Origin of the sequence: Streptomyces sp. NBC_00466, assembly GCF_041433995.1 — a bacterium.
Taxonomy (GTDB): domain Bacteria; phylum Actinomycetota; class Actinomycetes; order Streptomycetales; family Streptomycetaceae; genus Streptomyces.
In genome coordinates this window covers 2,687,501-2,703,652 of the sequence record NZ_CP107896.1, presented here as the reverse complement: position 1 = coordinate 2,703,652, position 16,152 = coordinate 2,687,501, and the positions used below count along the sequence as shown (strand labels likewise).

Sequence of the window (16,152 nt, the reverse complement as noted above, 5' to 3'; positions counted from 1 at the left end):
GGGCGGAGCCCCGGAAGGCCCGAGCCCCACACCTCTGCCCCCACACCCGAAGGCCACCGCCTAGACGTACCGCTCCAGGATCGACGACTCCGCGAGCCGCGAAAGCCCCTCCCGGACGCTGCGGGCCCGCGCCTCCCCGACCCCGTCCACCGCCTGCAGATCGTCCACGCTCGCAGCGAGCAGCTTCTGCAGCCCGCCGAAGTGCTCGACCAGCCGCTCGATGATCGCCCCGGGCAGCCTCGGCACCTTGGCCAGCAGCCGGTACCCGCGCGGCGACACCGCCGAGTCGAGCGTCTCCGGGGAGCCGCTGTATCCCAACGCCCTTGCCACCACGGGAAGTTCGAGCAGCTCCGTGTGGCTGAGCGTGTTGAGGTCGACCAGTGCCTCGGTGACCGTGCGCGAACGCTTCGCCGTCGGCTCCGGCACATAGTCTCTGACCACCAGCTCCCGCTCGGGCTCGACCCCGGCGATCAGCTCGTCCAGCTGGAGGGAGAGCAGCCGGCCGTCGGTGCCCAGCTCCACCACGTACTCGGCGATCTCGGTGGCGATCCGCCGGACCATCTCAAGACGCTGCGCGACCGCCGTCACGTCGCGGACCGTCACCAGGTCCTCGATCTCCAGCGCGGACAGCGTGCCCGCCACCTCGTCCAGCCGGAGCTTGTACCGCTCCAGCGTGGCCAGCGCCTGGTTGGCGCGGGACAGGATCGCCGCCGACTCCTCCAGGACCCGGCGCTCCCCGTCCACGTACAGCGCGATCAGGTGCATCGACTGCGATACGGAGACGACGGGGAAGCCGCACTGCTTGGAGACCCGGTCCGCCGTGCGGTGGCGGGTGCCGGTCTCCTCGGTGGGGATCGACGCGTCCGGGACCAGCTGGACGCCGGCCCGGAGAATCTTGGTCAGATCCTTGTCGAGGATCAGCGCGCCGTCGAGCTTGCACAGCTCCCGCAGGCGGGTCGCGGCGAACTCCACGTCCATGACGAAACCGCCGGTGCACATCGCTTCGACGCTCTTGTCCATGCCCAGGACGATGAGGCCGCCGGTGTTCCCGCGGAGGATCCGCTCCAGGCCGTCGCGCAGCGCGGTACCGGGCGCGACAGCGCTCAGCGTGGCACGCATCAGCGCTTCATTGCCGGACGAGCTCCCGCCGGATCTCCCGGGTGCTGCTCGGTCATTGGCTGCCACTGCACTCCTCCGGCTCGTACGGACAGGCGAGACCAGGGCAAAGTCTACCGGCGCACTCACTCGTCCTGGGGCGCGCGGGCCCTTGAACGGCGCGGAAGGGCCCGCAGCGCGTCTCCCATGTCCGCCACTTCGATGACCTTCATCCCTGCGGGGACCTTCCCCGGGTCGGTCGGTACGAGGGCGTGGGTGAAGCCGAGACGGTGTGCCTCGGCGAGCCTGCGCTGGACGCCGGTGACTCTTCTGACCTCGCCCGCGAGACCCACTTCGCCGATCGCCACCAGGTTCTTCGGGAGCGGGATGTCGCTGGCGGCGGAGGCCAGGGCGAGCGCGACGGCCAGGTCGGCGGCCGGTTCGGTGAGCTTCACGCCGCCGACCGTCGCCGTGTAGATGTCGCGCTTGCCGAGCGCGCTGATCCTGCCGCGCTGTTCGAGGACGGCGAGCATCATCGACACCCGGGAGGTCTCCAGGCCGGAGGTGGTGCGCCGGGGTGAGGGGATCTGCGAGTCGACCGTGAGCGCCTGGACCTCGGCGACCAGGGGGCGCTTGCCCTCCAGGGTGACCGTCAGACACGTCCCGGGCACCGGTTCGTCACGGCGCGTCAGGAACAGCCCGCTCGGGTCGGCGAGCCCGGTGATGCCCTCGTCGTGCAGCTCGAAGCAGCCGACCTCGTCGGTCGCCCCGTATCTGTTCTTGACGCCGCGGACCAGCCGCAGCCGGGCGTGCCGGTCGCCCTCGAAGGACAGCACGACGTCCACCAGGTGCTCAAGAAGCCGGGGCCCGGCGATGGCGCCGTCCTTCGTGACGTGCCCGACGAGCAGCGTGGCCATCCCGCGCTCCTTGGAGGCGCGGATCAGCGCGCCCGCGACCTCGCGCACCTGCGCCATGCCGCCCGGCGCACCGTCCAGTTCGGGTGAGGCCACCGTCTGCACGGAGTCCAGGACCAGCAGGGACGGCTTCACCGCGTCGAGGTGGCCGAGCACCGCTGCGAGATCCGTCTCGGCGGCCAGATACAGGTGGTCGTTGATCGCGTGGATCCGGTCGGCGCGCAGCCTGACCTGGCTCGCGGACTCCTCGGCCGTCACATAGAGCGTGCGGTGGTCGGAGCCCGCCGCCTTCGCCGCGACATCGAGCAGCAGCGTGGACTTGCCGACGCCCGGCTCACCGGCGAGCAGCACCACGGCGCCCGGCACGAGACCGCCGCCGAGCACCCGGTCCAGCTCGGTGACCCCAGTCGAACGCGCTGTCGCCGTCCGGCTGTCGACCTGGCCGATGGGGACGGCGGCGCTGCTGACCGGACCGGCCGCGGTCGTCCGCACGGCGGGCCCGCCGCCCTGCTCCTCGACCGTCCCCCACGTCTGGCACTCGGGGCAGCGGCCCAGCCACTTGGCCGTCGTGTACCCGCATTCGGTGCAGCGGTAGGACGGCCGTTCTCTGGTCTTCGCACGGGTGGCCATGGCGCCACCGTAACCGGCCGCACCGACAGTGGTGCCACGGCCGGGGCGGGCAGCAGGGCAAGGGGCGGACGGCGGCCGGAATTCGGGATTCCTGTCCCCTTTTGAGGGATACGTTCACCCGTAAGGATTAAATGCCCTCAAGAGGTGCTAGAAGGCGGCTATTACCGGCCTACCGTCGCCGGGTGACGAGCAGCAGGCTGGAGAACCCCACACACACCACCGGCGCACACCGGGCGCACCGGCGCGCCCCCCGCCCGACGGAACAGCGGCCGCCGGTCCGTTACGAGGCATATCTGGACGGTCTTTTCACCTACTGCCTCTCCGTTCTGTGCGACCACACGGAGGCCACCGCCGTACTCGGCGAGGTGCTCGCCGTCTCGGAACGCCAGTTCAGCCGCTGTCCCTCGGGCGAGCGGAGCCGCCGGGCCTGGCTGTACGCCCTCGCGCGCTGGGCCTGTCTGCGCAAGCTCGCCGAGCAGAAGAGGCTGCGCCCCGGCGCGCACACCGGCCGCACGCCGGAGCCCGCGCCTGCATCCGAGCCCGAGCAGCCAGGCGCTGCCGAGGCCGCCGAGCGGCAGCGCCGCGATCTCGCCACCCTGGCCTGGCCCGAGGCCGCCGGCACCACCCCCGAGCAGCGCGAGGCGCTGGAGCTCGCGGTGCGCCATGGCCTCGGCCCGCGCGAAGTCGCCGCCGTACTCGGCCTGGAGCACGCGGCCGCCCGCGAACTGCTGGCCGCCGGAGCCTGCGAGGTCGAGCGGACCCGCGCGGCCCTCGCCGTCGTCGAGACCGGCAACTGCCCGAGCGTCGCCCGGCTCACCGGCGACAACCGGGTCCTGCTCTCCACGGCGCTCCGCCGCGAACTCGTCCGGCACGTGGACGACTGCCCGCGCTGCCGCCGGGTCGCCGAGCGCGCCGGAGCCGCGGGCCCCTGGCCCGGCTCCAGCGTCACACCGGCCACCCCCGCGGCCCTGCCGCTCGTCGTGGCGGAACGATCCGCCGCGTACACGGCGATGCTGCACGCACCCCGTGGCCACGCCCCGCGCTTCGGCCGCACGGGCTTCCCGCTGGACCCGAAGGACCGGGCCGCCCGCCGCGACCGGCTGCGCTCGCGCGCCGTGACGACCACCGTCGTCGCGACGGTCGTCGCCGCTCCGGTGCTGGCCCTGTGGGTGGCGTACCGCCACGCGCCCTCCACCGGAGAGGGGCACGGCGGTTCGGTGACGTCGAGCGAGGCCGACGGGCCGGGCGGCAACGGCGCGAGCCCGTACGAGCACTACGAGAACGCGGGCAACGCCCGTACCCAGCACACCCCGTTCGCCGACGACGGCAGTTCGCCGGACGTGTCCGTCGAGGTCATCAGCCCGGACGCGGGGAACAAGAAGGCGGGCGACGGCTCGCCGGCCGCCGCCGGCCTCACCGTCGCGGCCCGCGCGTCCGGCGGCCGTACCTCGATCACCCTGACCAACGGCGGAGACCGCCCGCTCTCCTGGTCGGCCACCAGAAGTGCGCCGTGGCTCTACCTCAGCAGCGCGTCGGGCGTCCTGTCGCCGGGCGGCTCGATCACGATCCAGGTGTACGTGGACCACCGCGGCGAACCGTCGGGCGCCTGGTCGGCCCAGATCGCCATCGATCCGTCGGGCGCCGTCGTCTCGATCCACGGGTACGGCCGGGGCGATGGAAGCCACCGCCGCGGACACGGACACGGTCACCACGGCCACGGCAACCCGACCCCGTCGAACGGTCCGACCACGGGACCGGCCCCTTCGGGCCGCCCGACGCCCACGCCGACACCGACCTCGTCGGCCCCGACGCCCAGCCCCACCCCGACCGTCTCGGACTCCCCGACGACATCACCGCCGTCGACCCCGGGCACACCCTCACCGTCGTAACGGGAAAGCCGTAACGAGAAACCAGCGGCAGTAGTCGGCAGCCAGCAGCCGCCCCGGCCCTGCCTACCGCGGGTCGGCCGGGTGCGGGGCCATCGGGAGCAGCGCGGCGACCCGCTCCTCGCACAGCTCCACCAGCCGGTCGTAAGCCGGCGCGCCCATCAGCTCGACCAGCTCCGGCCGGTACGTCACATAGACCGGGTCGCCGGCGCCGTGCGCGGACGTCGCCGACGTGCACCACCAGTGCAGGTCGTGGCCGCCGGGACCCCAGCCGCGCCGGTCGTACTCGCCGATGGAGATCTGCAGCACCCGCGAATCGTCCGGCCGCTCGATCCAGTCGTACGTCCGGCGGACCGGCAGCTGCCAGCAGACGTCCGGCTTCGTCTCCAGCGGCTCCTTGCCCTCCCGCAGTGCCAGGATGTGCAGCGAGCACCCCGCGCCGCCCGCGAACCCGGGCCGGTTCTGGAAGATGCAGGAACCCTCCCAGCGCCGCGTCTGGCGCTCCCCGTCCTCGTCGAGCTGGACCCACCCCGTCTCCGTACCGACGTCGTGGAACTGCCAGAGGTCCGGCGTGAGCCGTTCCACATGGCCGGCCACCCGCTGCTCGTCGTCCTCGTCCGAGAAGTGCGCCCCCAGCGTGCAGCAGCCGTCGTCGGCGCGGCCCGCCTCGATGCCCTGGCAGCCGCTGCCGAAGATGCAGGTCCACCGCGAGGTGAGCCAGGTCAGGTCGCAGCGGAAGACCTGTTCGTCGTCGGCGGGGTCCGGGAACTCGACCCAGGCGCGGGCGAAGTCCAGACCCTGCTCGTCACTACCGCGCGCGTCACTACCGCGCTGGTCACTCTTCGTCTTCGGCTGCTTGGCGGCTTTGTCCTGCTTCGCCTTTTTCGTCTTTGGCACGCACCCAGCGTACGGGGACACCACCCCTCTCAGCCCGGACGGCCACCCGCTTGCCACCGCCCAGTAGCGTTCCGTCCATGAGACTCGGAGTCCTCGACGTCGGTTCGAACACGGTCCACCTGCTGGTGGTCGACGCCCACCCCGGCGCCCGCCCGCTGCCCGCGCACTCGCACAAGGTGGGGCTGCGCCTGGCCGAACTGCTCGACAGCGAAGGCGCGATCGGCCCCGAGGGCATAGACCGGCTGGTCGCCACCGTCAACGACGCCCTCCAGGCCGCCGAGGACAAGGGCGCGGAGAGCGTCCTGTCGTTCGCGACGTCCGCCGTGCGCGAGGCCACCAACGCCGACCACGTCCTGACCCGGGTGCGCGACGAGACCGGCGTCGACCTCCAAGTCCTCACCGGCGCCGACGAGGCCCGGCTCACCTTCCTCGCGGCCCGCCGCTGGTTCGGCTGGTCCGCCGGCCGGCTGCTGCTGCTCGACATCGGCGGCGGATCGCTGGAGATCGCGTACGGCATCGACGAGGACCCCGACGCGGCCGTCTCCCTGCCGCTCGGCGCCGGCCGGCTGACCCACGCCTGGCTGCCGGGCGATTCCCCCGACCCGCAGGACGTCAGGGCGCTGCGCCGCCATGTCCGCACGGAGATCGCCAGGACCGTGGGGGAGTTCACCCGCTTCGGCAGACCGGACCGGGTGGTCGCGACCTCCAAGACCTTCAAGCAGCTGTCGCGCATCGCGGGCGCCGCGCGCTCCGGCGACGGCCCGTACGTCCCACGCGGACTGAGTCGTAAGTCACTTGAGGAGTGGGTCCCCAGGCTCGCCGCGATGACCTCGGCCGAGCGCGCCCGGCTGCCCGGAGTCTCCGCCGACCGCGCCTCCCAGCTCCTCGCGGGAGCGCTGGTCGCGGAGGGTGCGATGGACCTGCTCGGGGTCGAGGAGCTGGAGGTCTGCCCCTGGGCGCTGCGCGAGGGCGTCATCCTGCGCCGCCTCGACCACCTGCCCGTCAGGTAGGGCCTCCTGTCCGGGTCGGACCCGATCCGGACGGAAGACCCCGGGCGCGGGCCCGTACGCTGTCTCCGTGGCAGAACCAGTGGTGCGCATCCCGGATGCGAAGGTCGCGCTGTCCACGGCGTCCGTGTATCCGGAGTCGACGGCGACGGCCTTCGAGATCGCCGCGCGCCTCGGCTACGACGGCGTCGAGGTCATGGTGTGGACGGATCCCGTCAGCCAGGACATCGAGGCGCTGCGCAGACTCTCCGACCACCACCGGATTCCGGTCCTCGCCGTACACGCGCCGTGTCTGCTGATCACCCAGCGGGTCTGGTCCACCGACCCCTGGACCAAGCTCCAGCGCGCCAAGTCGGCCGCCGAGCGGCTCGGCGCCTCCACCGTCGTCGTCCACCCGCCCTTCCGCTGGCAGCGCTCGTACGCCCGTGACTTCGTCGACGGGATCTGGCGGATGGCGGACGAGACCGATGTGCGGTTCGCCGTGGAGAACATGTACCCGTGGCGCTACCGGGACCGCGAGATGCTCGCGTACGCCCCCGACTGGGACGTCACCAGCGACGACTACCGCCACTTCACGGCGGACCTCTCGCACACGGCGACCGCCCGTACCGACGCGATGGCGATGATCGGCCGGATGGGCTCGCGGCTGGCCCATGTGCACCTCGCGGACGGCCGCGGTTCCGGCAAGGACGAGCACCTGGTGCCCGGCCGCGGCACCCAGCCCTGCGCGGAACTGCTCGAAGGGCTCGCGGGCAGCGGCTTCGACGGCCATGTCGTCATCGAGGTCAACACCCGCCGCGCGATGTCCACCGCGGAACGTGAGGCGGACCTGGCGGAGGCCCTCGCCTTCACCCGCCTCCACCTGGCGACCCGGGTGCACCACCCATGACACCCATGCCCGGCCCGGCCGGCGACGACAGCGGCGCCCCCACCGGCGCCGGGTCCGCCCCCGGTCCCGCCCCCGCCCGCCGCAGGGGCCGCCCGCCGCGCGACCGGGCGGCCGAGGGCGGCGGTGCGCGGAGCCGGATCCTGGAGTCGGCCCGCAGGGAGTTCTCCGAGCGGGGGTACGACAAGACCTCCGTACGCGCCATCGCGAAGGCGGCCGGGGTCGACGCGGCGCTCGTCCACCACTACTTCGGTACGAAGGACGAGGTCTTCGAGGCGGCGATCGAGGTCACGATGGAGCCCGGGCAGCTCGTCACCTCGCTGCTCGCGGCGGGCCCCGAGCGCATCGGCGAGCGGCTGGCCCGCTACTTCCTCGGCGTCTGGGAGAACCCGGCGACCCGCACCCCGCTGCTGGCGATCGTCCGCTCGGCACTGACGCACGAGGCGGCGGGGAAGGTGCTGCGCGGCTTCGTGTTCCAGCGCGTACTCGAACGGGTGGCGGCGGATCTCGACGTACCGGACCCGCAGTTCCGGGCCGAGCTGGCGGCCTCGCACATGGTCGGTATCGCGATGATGCGGTACGTGATCAAGATGGAGCCGATGGCGTCGGCCGAGGTGGACGACATCGTGGAAATGGTCGCCCCGACGCTGCAGAGGTACCTGACGGAGTGAGGCCGCGGACGGCCCGGCGGGGCGGGCTCCCGCACCCGTGACCGCCCCGCGATCCGCCCCTCGGCCTCCCGCGACCTGCCACGTAACCTCCCCCGGTCCATCCCGGTATCCGTCCCGGCATCCGTCCCGTAATCCGGACGAGGCGTCCGGATCTTGGAGGGCAGGCGTAGGCTCGACGGCAGTCACATCTGCCTAAGGAGCGAGCCACGATGCCCGAGCTGAGGTCCCGCACAGTCACCCACGGCCGCAACATGGCGGGCGCCCGTGCCCTCATGCGAGCCTCGGGCGTAGCGAGCGAGGACATCGGCAAGCCGATCATCGCGGTCGCCAACTCGTTCACCGAGTTCGTGCCGGGCCACACCCACCTCCAGCCGGTCGGCCGGATCGTCTCCGAGGCGATCAAGGCGGCGGGCGCGGTGCCCCGCGAGTTCAACACCATCGCCGTGGACGACGGCATCGCGATGGGCCACGGCGGGATGCTCTACAGCCTCCCCTCGCGCGACCTGATCGCGGACAGCGTCGAGTACATGGTCGAGGCGCACTGCGCGGACGCCCTGATCTGCATCTCCAACTGCGACAAGATCACCCCGGGCATGCTGATGGCCGCGCTGCGCCTCAACATCCCCACGGTCTTCGTCTCCGGCGGCCCGATGGAGGCCGGCAAGGCGACCCTGGTCGACGGCACGGTCCGCAAGCTCGACCTGGTCAACGCCATCAGCGACGCGGTCGACGAGAGCGTCTCGGACGAGGACATCCTCCGTATCGAGGAGAACGCCTGCCCCACCTGCGGCAGCTGCTCGGGCATGTTCACGGCCAACTCGATGAACTGCCTGACCGAGGCCCTCGGCCTGGCGCTCCCCGGCAACGGCTCGGTGCTCGCCACCCACACCGCCCGCAAGGCGCTGTACGAGAACGCGGGCCGCACGGTCGTGGAGATCACCAAGCGCCACTACGAGCAGGACGACGAGAGCGTTCTGCCGCGGGCCATCGCCAGCCGCGCCGCCTTCGACAACGCGATGGCGCTCGACATCTCCATGGGCGGCTCGACCAACACGATCCTGCACCTGCTGGCAGCCGCGCAGGAGGCCGGACTCCCGTACGGTCTGGCCGACATGGACGAGGTCTCGCGCCGCGTCCCGTGCCTGTCCAAGGTCGCGCCGAACGTCGCCCCCGGCGGCACGTACTACATGGAGGACGTGCACCGGGCCGGCGGTATCCCCGCCATCCTCGGTGAGCTGTACCGGGGCGGCATGCTCAACGAGGACGTGCACTCGGTCCACTCGCCGTCGCTGGCCGACTGGCTGAAGACCTGGGACGTGCGCGGCGGATCCCCGTCGGCCGAGGCGGTCGAGCTGTGGCACGCGGCCCCCGGCTGTGTCCGCTCCGCCGAGGCGTTCTCGCAGTCCGAGCGCTGGGACACCCTCGACACGGATGCGGCGGGCGGCTGCATCCGCGACGCCGAGCACGCGTACTCCAAGGACGGCGGCCTCGCGGTCCTCAAGGGCAACCTCGCCGTGGACGGCTGCGTCGTGAAGACGGCAGGCGTCGACGAGTCGATCTGGACCTTCGAGGGTCCCGCCGTGGTCTGCGAGTCCCAGGAGGAGGCCGTCGACAAGATCCTCCGCAAGGAGATCACCGCGGGCGACGTCGTCGTCATCCGCTACGAGGGCCCCAAGGGCGGCCCCGGTATGCAGGAGATGCTCTACCCGACGTCCTTCCTCAAGGGCCGCGGCCTCGGCAAGGTCTGCGCCCTGGTCACCGACGGCCGCTTCTCCGGCGGTACGTCGGGCCTGTCGATCGGGCACGCGTCGCCCGAGGCGGCGGCGGGCGGCACCATCGCGCTCGTCGAGGACGGCGACCGCATCCGCATCGCCATCCCGGACCGCTCGATCGAGCTTCTGGTCTCCGACGAGGAACTGGCGACCCGTCGCGCCGCGCTGAATGGCGTGTACGCCCCGAAGAACCGCGAACGCAAGGTCTCGCAGGCACTGAAGGCATACGCGGCCATGGCGACCAGCGCCGACCGCGGCGCCGTCAGGGACGTCTCGAAGCTCGGCTGACCACCGCACCCGCCTGCACAACCGGCCCGGATCCACACACTTTCATCACTGTGTGTGTCCGGGCCGGTGCGTTACGCTACCCCCTTCCCTTCCCTGGCATGATCAACATTGGGGGCACTTTGCGTCAGCCCACGCGTCAGCCCATGCTTCAGTCCATCCGCCGTGAGTCCATCCGCCGGCCCGCACGTCAGTCGATCCGCCGGCTCATGCGTCAGTTCATCCAGAGGCCGACCGTCATCGCGGCAGCCGTCGGAGGCTTCGCGTTGACCGGGATCGTCCCGGCGACCGCGGCTCCCGCCGCCGCACCGGCGGCCGCTCCCGCCGCGGCACCCGCGGCCACGCCGGCGGGCCTCTGCGGCTCCGGCTACCGGGAGATCGATTCCCACACCTTCACCAACGGGCGGGTCGAATTCGCCCGCGTCCATCTCCTCTACAACTCGAAGACCGGCTACAACTGCGTCGTCACCGACCACAGCCGCGCCACCGCGGGTATGACCATGCCCACGGGGGCCTGGCTCGACGTCCAGGGCGACGGCCAGGCCAAGGACCAGGGCAGGTTCTCCTCGTACGCGGGCCCGGTGCGGCTCAAGGCCGCCCACTCCTGCGTGCGGTGGGGCGGCATGATCGAGGCCGGCGTCGGCACGTACACCTACACGAGCCCATGGACCCACTGCGGCTGAACCGCACCGCCTGAACCGCGCCGCCTGGCCCTCACCGGCCTGAAGTCCACCGGCCTGAAGTCCACCCGCTGACCCCCGGCGGCCGTCCGCCGCCCGGCAGCGGGGGATAATCGGGCCCGTGAGCGACAACGGCGAGAACGGCGACAACGGCGACGGCACCGCGAAGACCGCCACTCCGGGCGGCAAGGCCGGCAGGACCGGCCAGGCCGGCCAGGACCGTACGCCCGGCGGGCCGCAGCCCGAGACCATCCGCTTCTTCGGTACGACCTGGGTCGGCCACGACGGCGGATACGGGCTGCGGCGCGCGGCGGTCGCCGCCGGCGCACTGGTCACGACGGTCGCCGCGTGCTTCGTGATGCGGCTCGCCTACCAGGGTGTGGAGACCGCCGACATCGGCAGCTTCGCGTCCGTCCTCTTCGTGGCCGTATTCGCCGTCTGCAGCGCTGTCGCCTTCGCCCGCACCTGGGACGGCTTCCGCCGCCGCCCCGCCGATCCGGCCCGCGAGGAATCCCTGCGCAGCCTGAAGGCGATCGGCTTCATCGGCTCGCTCCTCGCGTACTTCATCCGTTCCCTGACCGAGGCCCCCGGCGAGCGACTGCGCCGCACCGAGTACGAGACGGCCGCAGCGGCGTACGAGAAGCGCCGGGGAGCCCGCGCCGGGAACCCGGCAGCCCGCAGGAAGCCGAAGTCCAAGCGCGGCTGAGCGCCGTACGCAGACCACCGGGCAGCCCGGCACCCCCGGCGTGGAGCCCCCTGCCCACCCTTCCCTGCCTCTGTTCCCGGCGCTCGTCCACCACGAAGATGTCGGACATGAAGATGTCAGACATGACGGAACTCGCACTGTCATCGGACCGGGTCGCGGCTCAGTACGCCGCAGCGCGCCCCGGATATCCGCCCGAGCTCTTCGACGCCGTGGAAGCGATGGCGCACCGACCGCTCAAGGGCGCGTACGTGGTCGACGTCGGCGCGGGCACGGGCATAGCCACCGGACTGCTGCGGGACCGCGGCGCCGAGGTGGTCGCGGTCGAACCGGGCCCTGGCATGGCCGCACAGCTGCGCTCCGCCCTCCCCGGCGTGCCGCTGGTGCAGGGCGTGGGCGACGCTCTCCCACTCGCATCGGGCTGCGCCGACTTCGTCACGTACGCGCAGGCCTGGCACTGGACGGAACCGACCCGCTCGGTCCCCGAAGCCCTGCGGGTCCTGAAGCCGCGCGGGGTGCTGGCCCTCTGGTGGAACGTCCCGGACCTGTCCGTCCGCTGGGCCGCGGACCAGGAGGCGCGGCTGCAGAAGCGGCTCCCCGAGTACTACCGCTACGGCACGGCGCCCAGGGCCCCCGTGATCATCAAGACGCTGTACGACGGCCTGACCCCGGCCTTCCGCCGCCTGCAGTGGTCGCGCGAGGTGCACATCGACACCCACATCGCCCAGCTGAGCAGCCGTTCGTACGTGGCGGCCGCGCCGGAGAAGGAGGCGGCCCCGGCCCTGGCGGACGAGCGGGCGGAACTGCTGCGGATCTTCCCGGACGGCAGGGTGCGGGAGGAGTACGTCATCAACCTCACGGCCGTACGGAAACCGGCGAACTAGCCTTCCCCGAAGGCACCGTCAGGGAACACCGGAGGCAGCACCAGGCAGCACCGGAGGCACCGTCACCCCCGACCCGGACCCGCTGTCAGCCCCGCCGTCCCCCGAACCTCCTCACCAGCCCGACGACTCCACCGACGACAACCCCGCGCCACACCGCGTCCCCCAAACTGCTGAAAAAGCTTTCCGATCCGAGCAGTTGGCGCACCACCAGGTCACTGACAGCCATCAGTACCGCGGGCACGGCCGCGACCCGCCAGGGGTGCTCGGCGGACCACCGCCTGATCCGCTGATCGACCCGCGCCGCCTGCCGCCGGCCGAGCGCGGCCCCCGCGCCGCCCACGATGAAGAACAGGGAGAGCGCGACCGAGATCGCGGTGGTCACGGAGTGCGCCCCCACCCCCTCGGCGAGCGCCGAGATCCCGAACGAGACCGCGCCGCCCATCGCGCCGACGGCCGCGGCGGACCGCCACGGCCCGAGCGTCGCTGAGGCGACGGCCAGGCTGCGCTGCTCGGATCTGGACATCTCCTGCCCGGACTTTCCAAGGTTCTGCGTCATGCCTCCACAGTCCGCCGCCGACCTGCCGAAGGCTATCGGGGATGCCCCTGACGCACCCCCGACGTGAAGGCCAAAACCCTGAGACTCGGGCAGGGTTGGCGCTATGACAACCACCTCGCGCGCCCACTCCTTCAACGCGGCGGCAGCCGCCTACGCGGCGAACCGGCCGTCCTATCCGCCCGCCCTCCTCGACGCCGTGGAAGAACTCGCGGGGCGCCCGCTGGCCGGCGCCCGGGTCGCCGACGTCGGCGCGGGCACCGGCATAGCCACCGCCCTCCTCCACGAACGCGGCGCCCAAGTCGTCGCGGTCGAGCCGGGCGACGGCATGGCGGAACAGTTCCGCCGCACGCTGCCCGGCGTCCCGGTGGTGCGCGGCGACGGGAACAACCTCCCGCTCGCCGACGCGTCGGCGGACTTCATCACGTACGCCCAGGCCTGGCACTGGACGGACCCGGACCGCTCGGCACCCGAGGCGATGCGGGTCCTGCGGCCCGGCGGTGCGCTCGCCCTCTGGTGGAACGTCGCGGACCACGGGGTGCAGTGGATCGCCGACCAGAAGAACAGGATCGGGCGCTTCCTCGGCGGCTCCGACATCGTGTTCGGCGCACACGGCACGGCCGGGCGGACGCTCCAGGCCGGCGGCCTGGACTTCACCGACCGCACAGTCCTCTGGACCCGCGAGGTCTCCATCGACGCCCACCTCGCCAATCTGGCCAGCCACTCCGTGTTCCTGGTCGCGGGGGAGAAAGCGACCAGAGACTTCACCGACCAGGAGCGCACCGTCCTGCGGGACCTCTTCCCACAGGGCATGGTCCGTGAGGAGTACGCGGTCGACCTCTGCGTGGCGATCCGCTGACGGCGACAGCGCACCCGGCAGGCGGGCTCCCTTGACGGAACCGACTGCCGGGAGAATTATTCATCGCATGATGAATTCTACGAGCGGTGCACCGGACCACCCGGCGACACCGCCACCACACCGCTCGCCCCGATCCGACAGCACCGCACCAGGAACAGGCGCGCCGCAACCCACCCAGGCCCCACAAGCCATCGAGGCCCGGGGCCTGTCCGTGGTCAGAGGCTCCCGACCCGTCCTGCGCGACCTGGACTTCACCGTCCCCGCCGGCCGGATCACCGGTCTGCTCGGCCCGTCCGGCTGCGGGAAGTCCACCCTGATGCGGGCGGTCGTAGGCACCCAGGCCAAGGTCACCGGCACCCTCACCGTGCTGGACCACCCGGCGGGCGACGCCCCGCTGCGCCGCCGTATCGGCTACGTGACCCAGGCCCCGTCCATCTACGACGACCTCACGGTCCACCAGAACCTGGACTACTTCGCCTCGATCCTGGGCGCCCGCGCCAACGTCCGGCACGTCATCGAACAGGTCGACCTGACCGCGCACGCGAAAGCCCTGGCGGGCAACCTCTCCGGCGGCCAGCGCAGCCGCGTCTCGCTGGCCGCGGCCCTGCTCGGCACCCCGGAACTCCTGGTCCTGGACGAGCCGACCGTAGGACTGGACCCGGTGCTGCGCAGAGACCTCTGGAACCTCTTCCACACCCTGGCCGACGCCGGCACCACCCTGCTCGTGTCCTCCCACGTCATGGACGAGGCGGAACGCTGCCACCGCCTGCTCCTCATGCGCGAGGGCGAGATCCTGGCCGAGGGCACCCCGGACGAACTGCGCACCCGCATCCAGGCCCCGACCGTCGAGGCGGCCTTCCTCCACCTGGTCGACGCGGCACGGGAGACGCCCCGATGAACCTCACCCACACCCTCGCCACCACCAGCCGGGTCCTGCGCCAACTGCGCCACGACCCCCGCACGATCGCCCTCCTGCTGCTGATCCCGGCAGCCATGATCACGCTGCTGCGGTACGTGTTCGACGCGTCCCCGCAGACGTTCGACGCGATCGGCGCATCGCTCCTGGGTGTCTTCCCGCTGATCACGATGTTCCTGGTGACCTCGATCGCGACCCTGCGCGAACGCACGTCGGGCACCCTGGAGCGCCTGCTGTCCCTCCCGATCGGCAAGGCCGACATCATCGCCGGGTACGCACTGGCCTTCGGCCTCCTGGCGATCGTCCAGTCCGCCCTGGCCACGGCGCTCTCGGTCTGGCTCCTGGACCTGAACGTCACGGGCTCCCCCTGGCTCCTGCTCCTGGTGGCCCTCCTCGACGCACTGCTGGGAACGGCGCTGGGCCTGTTCGTCTCGGCGTTCGCGGCCTCGGAGTTCCAGGCAGTCCAGTTCATGCCGGCGGTGATCTTCCCCCAGCTGCTGCTCTGCGGCCTGTTCACCCCACGAGGCCAGATGCAGCCGCTCCTGGAGGACCTCTCCAATGTGCTGCCGATGTCGTACGCGGTGGACGCGATGAACCAGGTACTGCAACACGGCGCCATGACGACGACGTTCGTACGCGACGTAGGGATCGTAGGAGGCTGCGCGCTCCTGGTCCTGGCCCTGGGCGCGGCAACACTGCGCCGCCGGACGACGTAACCGAGGATTCGGCGCCCGGTCCCTCCACTGCCGGGACCCGCGAAATCAGCCCTTCCCGTGCCCACCCCACCGCGCAGGTCCCCACGTACCACCGGTCGGACACCCCCCACACCCACCCCCGCCCCGATGCAAGGATGGCCCGAGTGCCGAACAGGCACGCAGCCGGCCGGCCAGGCACCAGGCAGCCGGCCCCACAGCCGCACAGCCAGACAGAAGCAAGCTCCAACCGGCGAGGTGAACAGAGCCATGGCCCAGACAGTCGCAGTCCTAGGCACAGGCAAGATCGGCGAAGCCCTCCTGAGCGGAATGCTCCGCGCAGGCTGGCCCCCCGCCAACCTCCTCGTCACCACCCGCCGCCCCGCCCGGGCGGAAGAGCTCCGCACCCGCTACGCCGTGGAACCGGTCACCAACCAGGAGGCGGCCGAGCGGGCCGACATCCTCATCCTCACGGTGAAGCCGCAGGACATGGGCACGCTCCTCGACGAACTCGCCCCCCACGTCCCCGCGGACCGCCTGGTCATCAGCGGAGCCGCCGGCATCCCCACCGCCTTCTTCGAGGAGCGCCTCGCCGCAGGCACCCCGGTCGTCCGGGTCATGACGAACACCCCCGCCCTGGTGGACGAGGCGATGTCCGTCATCTCGCCCGGCAGCCACGCGACGGAGGCACACCTGGCCCACGCCGACGAGATCTTCGGCGGCGTGGGCAAGACCCTCCGCGTCCCCGAGACCCAGCAGGACGCGGCCACCGCGCTCTCCGGCTCCGGCCCGGCGTACTTCTACTACCTGGTCGAGGCGATG

At 71.9% G+C, this 16,152-nt stretch carries 16 protein-coding genes (1 of these 16 running past the window's edge); 12 read left to right on the top strand and 4 right to left on the bottom strand.

The window, feature by feature from the left end; all coding sequences use genetic code 11:
• Positions 1 to 60: 60 nt before the first annotated feature.
• Positions 61 to 1,185 carry a DNA integrity scanning diadenylate cyclase DisA gene (gene disA, locus OG210_RS11910; protein ID WP_328329764.1) on the bottom strand — a complete coding sequence of 375 codons (1,125 nt, stop codon included), beginning with the start codon at positions 1,183 to 1,185 and terminating at the stop codon, positions 61 to 63.
• Between the two features lie 56 nt (positions 1,186 to 1,241).
• Positions 1,242 to 2,639 carry a DNA repair protein RadA gene (radA, locus tag OG210_RS11905; RefSeq protein WP_328329767.1) on the bottom strand — a complete coding sequence of 466 codons (1,398 nt, stop codon included), beginning with the start codon at positions 2,637 to 2,639 and terminating at the stop codon, positions 1,242 to 1,244.
• Positions 2,640 to 2,821: 182 nt separating this feature from the next.
• On the opposite strand from radA, the gene OG210_RS11900 reads away from it, so the two are divergent.
• Entirely contained in the window at positions 2,822 to 4,528 is a 1,707-nt protein-coding gene (locus OG210_RS11900) for a hypothetical protein (RefSeq protein ID WP_328329769.1), read from the top strand.
• Positions 4,529 to 4,591: 63 nt separating this feature from the next.
• On the opposite strand, the gene OG210_RS11895 is transcribed toward OG210_RS11900, so the two are convergent.
• Positions 4,592 to 5,422, bottom strand: coding sequence for a hypothetical protein (locus tag OG210_RS11895; RefSeq protein WP_328329771.1), 831 nt, complete (start codon positions 5,420 to 5,422; stop codon positions 4,592 to 4,594).
• Between the two features lie 77 nt (positions 5,423 to 5,499).
• On the opposite strand from OG210_RS11895, the gene OG210_RS11890 reads away from it, so the two are divergent.
• From OG210_RS11890 to OG210_RS11860, 7 genes are all read left to right on the top strand, one after another.
• On the top strand, positions 5,500 to 6,432 hold the full coding sequence (locus OG210_RS11890; protein WP_371536244.1) for a Ppx/GppA family phosphatase: 933 nt from the start codon (positions 5,500 to 5,502) through the stop codon (positions 6,430 to 6,432).
• A 67-nt stretch (positions 6,433 to 6,499) separates the two neighbouring features.
• A complete protein-coding gene (locus tag OG210_RS11885; RefSeq protein WP_328329776.1) occupies positions 6,500 to 7,318 on the top strand; it encodes a sugar phosphate isomerase/epimerase in 819 nt (272 codons plus the stop codon).
• Between the two features lie 5 nt (positions 7,319 to 7,323).
• Positions 7,324 to 7,986 (top strand): TetR family transcriptional regulator, encoded by a 663-nt coding sequence (locus OG210_RS11880; RefSeq protein ID WP_328335558.1) that lies wholly within the window; start codon positions 7,324 to 7,326, stop codon positions 7,984 to 7,986.
• A 209-nt stretch (positions 7,987 to 8,195) separates the two neighbouring features.
• Positions 8,196 to 10,046 carry a dihydroxy-acid dehydratase gene (gene ilvD / locus OG210_RS11875; protein WP_328329777.1) on the top strand — a complete coding sequence of 617 codons (1,851 nt, stop codon included), beginning with the start codon at positions 8,196 to 8,198 and terminating at the stop codon, positions 10,044 to 10,046.
• A 143-nt stretch (positions 10,047 to 10,189) separates the two neighbouring features.
• Positions 10,190 to 10,726: a hypothetical protein gene (locus tag OG210_RS11870; RefSeq protein ID WP_328329779.1), complete on the top strand. Its 537-nt coding sequence runs from the start codon at positions 10,190 to 10,192 to the stop codon at positions 10,724 to 10,726.
• Between the two features lie 118 nt (positions 10,727 to 10,844).
• Positions 10,845 to 11,429 carry a hypothetical protein gene (locus tag OG210_RS11865; RefSeq protein ID WP_371536240.1) on the top strand — a complete coding sequence of 195 codons (585 nt, stop codon included), beginning with the start codon at positions 10,845 to 10,847 and terminating at the stop codon, positions 11,427 to 11,429.
• 107 nt (positions 11,430 to 11,536) lie between these two features.
• Positions 11,537 to 12,310, top strand: coding sequence for a class I SAM-dependent methyltransferase (locus tag OG210_RS11860; RefSeq protein WP_328329781.1), 774 nt, complete (start codon positions 11,537 to 11,539; stop codon positions 12,308 to 12,310).
• An 85-nt stretch (positions 12,311 to 12,395) separates the two neighbouring features.
• On the opposite strand, the gene OG210_RS11855 is transcribed toward OG210_RS11860, so the two are convergent.
• Positions 12,396 to 12,866: a hypothetical protein gene (locus tag OG210_RS11855; RefSeq protein ID WP_328329784.1), complete on the bottom strand. Its 471-nt coding sequence runs from the start codon at positions 12,864 to 12,866 to the stop codon at positions 12,396 to 12,398.
• Positions 12,867 to 12,969: 103 nt separating this feature from the next.
• On the opposite strand from OG210_RS11855, the gene OG210_RS11850 reads away from it, so the two are divergent.
• The 4 genes from OG210_RS11850 to proC all read left to right on the top strand — a co-directional run.
• The gene (locus tag OG210_RS11850) at positions 12,970 to 13,722 is read left to right on the top strand and encodes a class I SAM-dependent methyltransferase (RefSeq protein WP_328329786.1); all 753 of its coding nucleotides are present in this window, start codon (positions 12,970 to 12,972) and stop codon (positions 13,720 to 13,722) included.
• A 67-nt stretch (positions 13,723 to 13,789) separates the two neighbouring features.
• A complete protein-coding gene (locus OG210_RS11845) occupies positions 13,790 to 14,620 on the top strand; it encodes an ABC transporter ATP-binding protein (protein ID WP_328329788.1) in 831 nt (276 codons plus the stop codon).
• Complete coding sequence (locus OG210_RS11840) at positions 14,617 to 15,354, top strand: ABC transporter permease (RefSeq protein WP_328329790.1); 738 nt, start codon at positions 14,617 to 14,619, stop codon at positions 15,352 to 15,354. Before OG210_RS11845 ends, OG210_RS11840 begins: the two co-directional genes overlap by 4 nt.
• A gap of 246 nt (positions 15,355 to 15,600) precedes the next feature.
• Positions 15,601 to 16,152 carry the 5' portion of a pyrroline-5-carboxylate reductase gene (gene proC / locus OG210_RS11835; protein WP_328329792.1) on the top strand. It continues 258 nt past the right edge of the window, so 552 of the gene's 810 nt are visible here — the first part of the coding sequence; its start codon is at positions 15,601 to 15,603; its stop codon lies off the right edge, out of view.

Excerpts from the sequence above, each read along its gene's own strand:
- radA (WP_328329767.1), bottom strand. The coding sequence starts at position 2,639 with ATGGCCACCCGTGCGAAGACCAGAGAACGGCCGTCCTACCGCTGCACC.
- OG210_RS11890 (WP_371536244.1), top strand. The coding sequence starts at position 5,500 with ATGAGACTCGGAGTCCTCGACGTCGGTTCGAACACGGTCCACCTGCTG.
- OG210_RS11880 (WP_328335558.1), top strand. The coding sequence starts at position 7,324 with ATGCCCGGCCCGGCCGGCGACGACAGCGGCGCCCCCACCGGCGCCGGG.
- ilvD (WP_328329777.1), top strand. The coding sequence starts at position 8,196 with ATGCCCGAGCTGAGGTCCCGCACAGTCACCCACGGCCGCAACATGGCG.
- OG210_RS11870 (WP_328329779.1), top strand. The coding sequence starts at position 10,190 with ATGCTTCAGTCCATCCGCCGTGAGTCCATCCGCCGGCCCGCACGTCAG.
- OG210_RS11860 (WP_328329781.1), top strand. The coding sequence starts at position 11,537 with ATGAAGATGTCAGACATGACGGAACTCGCACTGTCATCGGACCGGGTC.
- OG210_RS11855 (WP_328329784.1), bottom strand. The coding sequence starts at position 12,866 with ATGACGCAGAACCTTGGAAAGTCCGGGCAGGAGATGTCCAGATCCGAG.
- OG210_RS11850 (WP_328329786.1), top strand. The coding sequence starts at position 12,970 with ATGACAACCACCTCGCGCGCCCACTCCTTCAACGCGGCGGCAGCCGCC.
- OG210_RS11845 (WP_328329788.1), top strand. The coding sequence starts at position 13,790 with ATGATGAATTCTACGAGCGGTGCACCGGACCACCCGGCGACACCGCCA.
- OG210_RS11840 (WP_328329790.1), top strand. The coding sequence starts at position 14,617 with ATGAACCTCACCCACACCCTCGCCACCACCAGCCGGGTCCTGCGCCAA.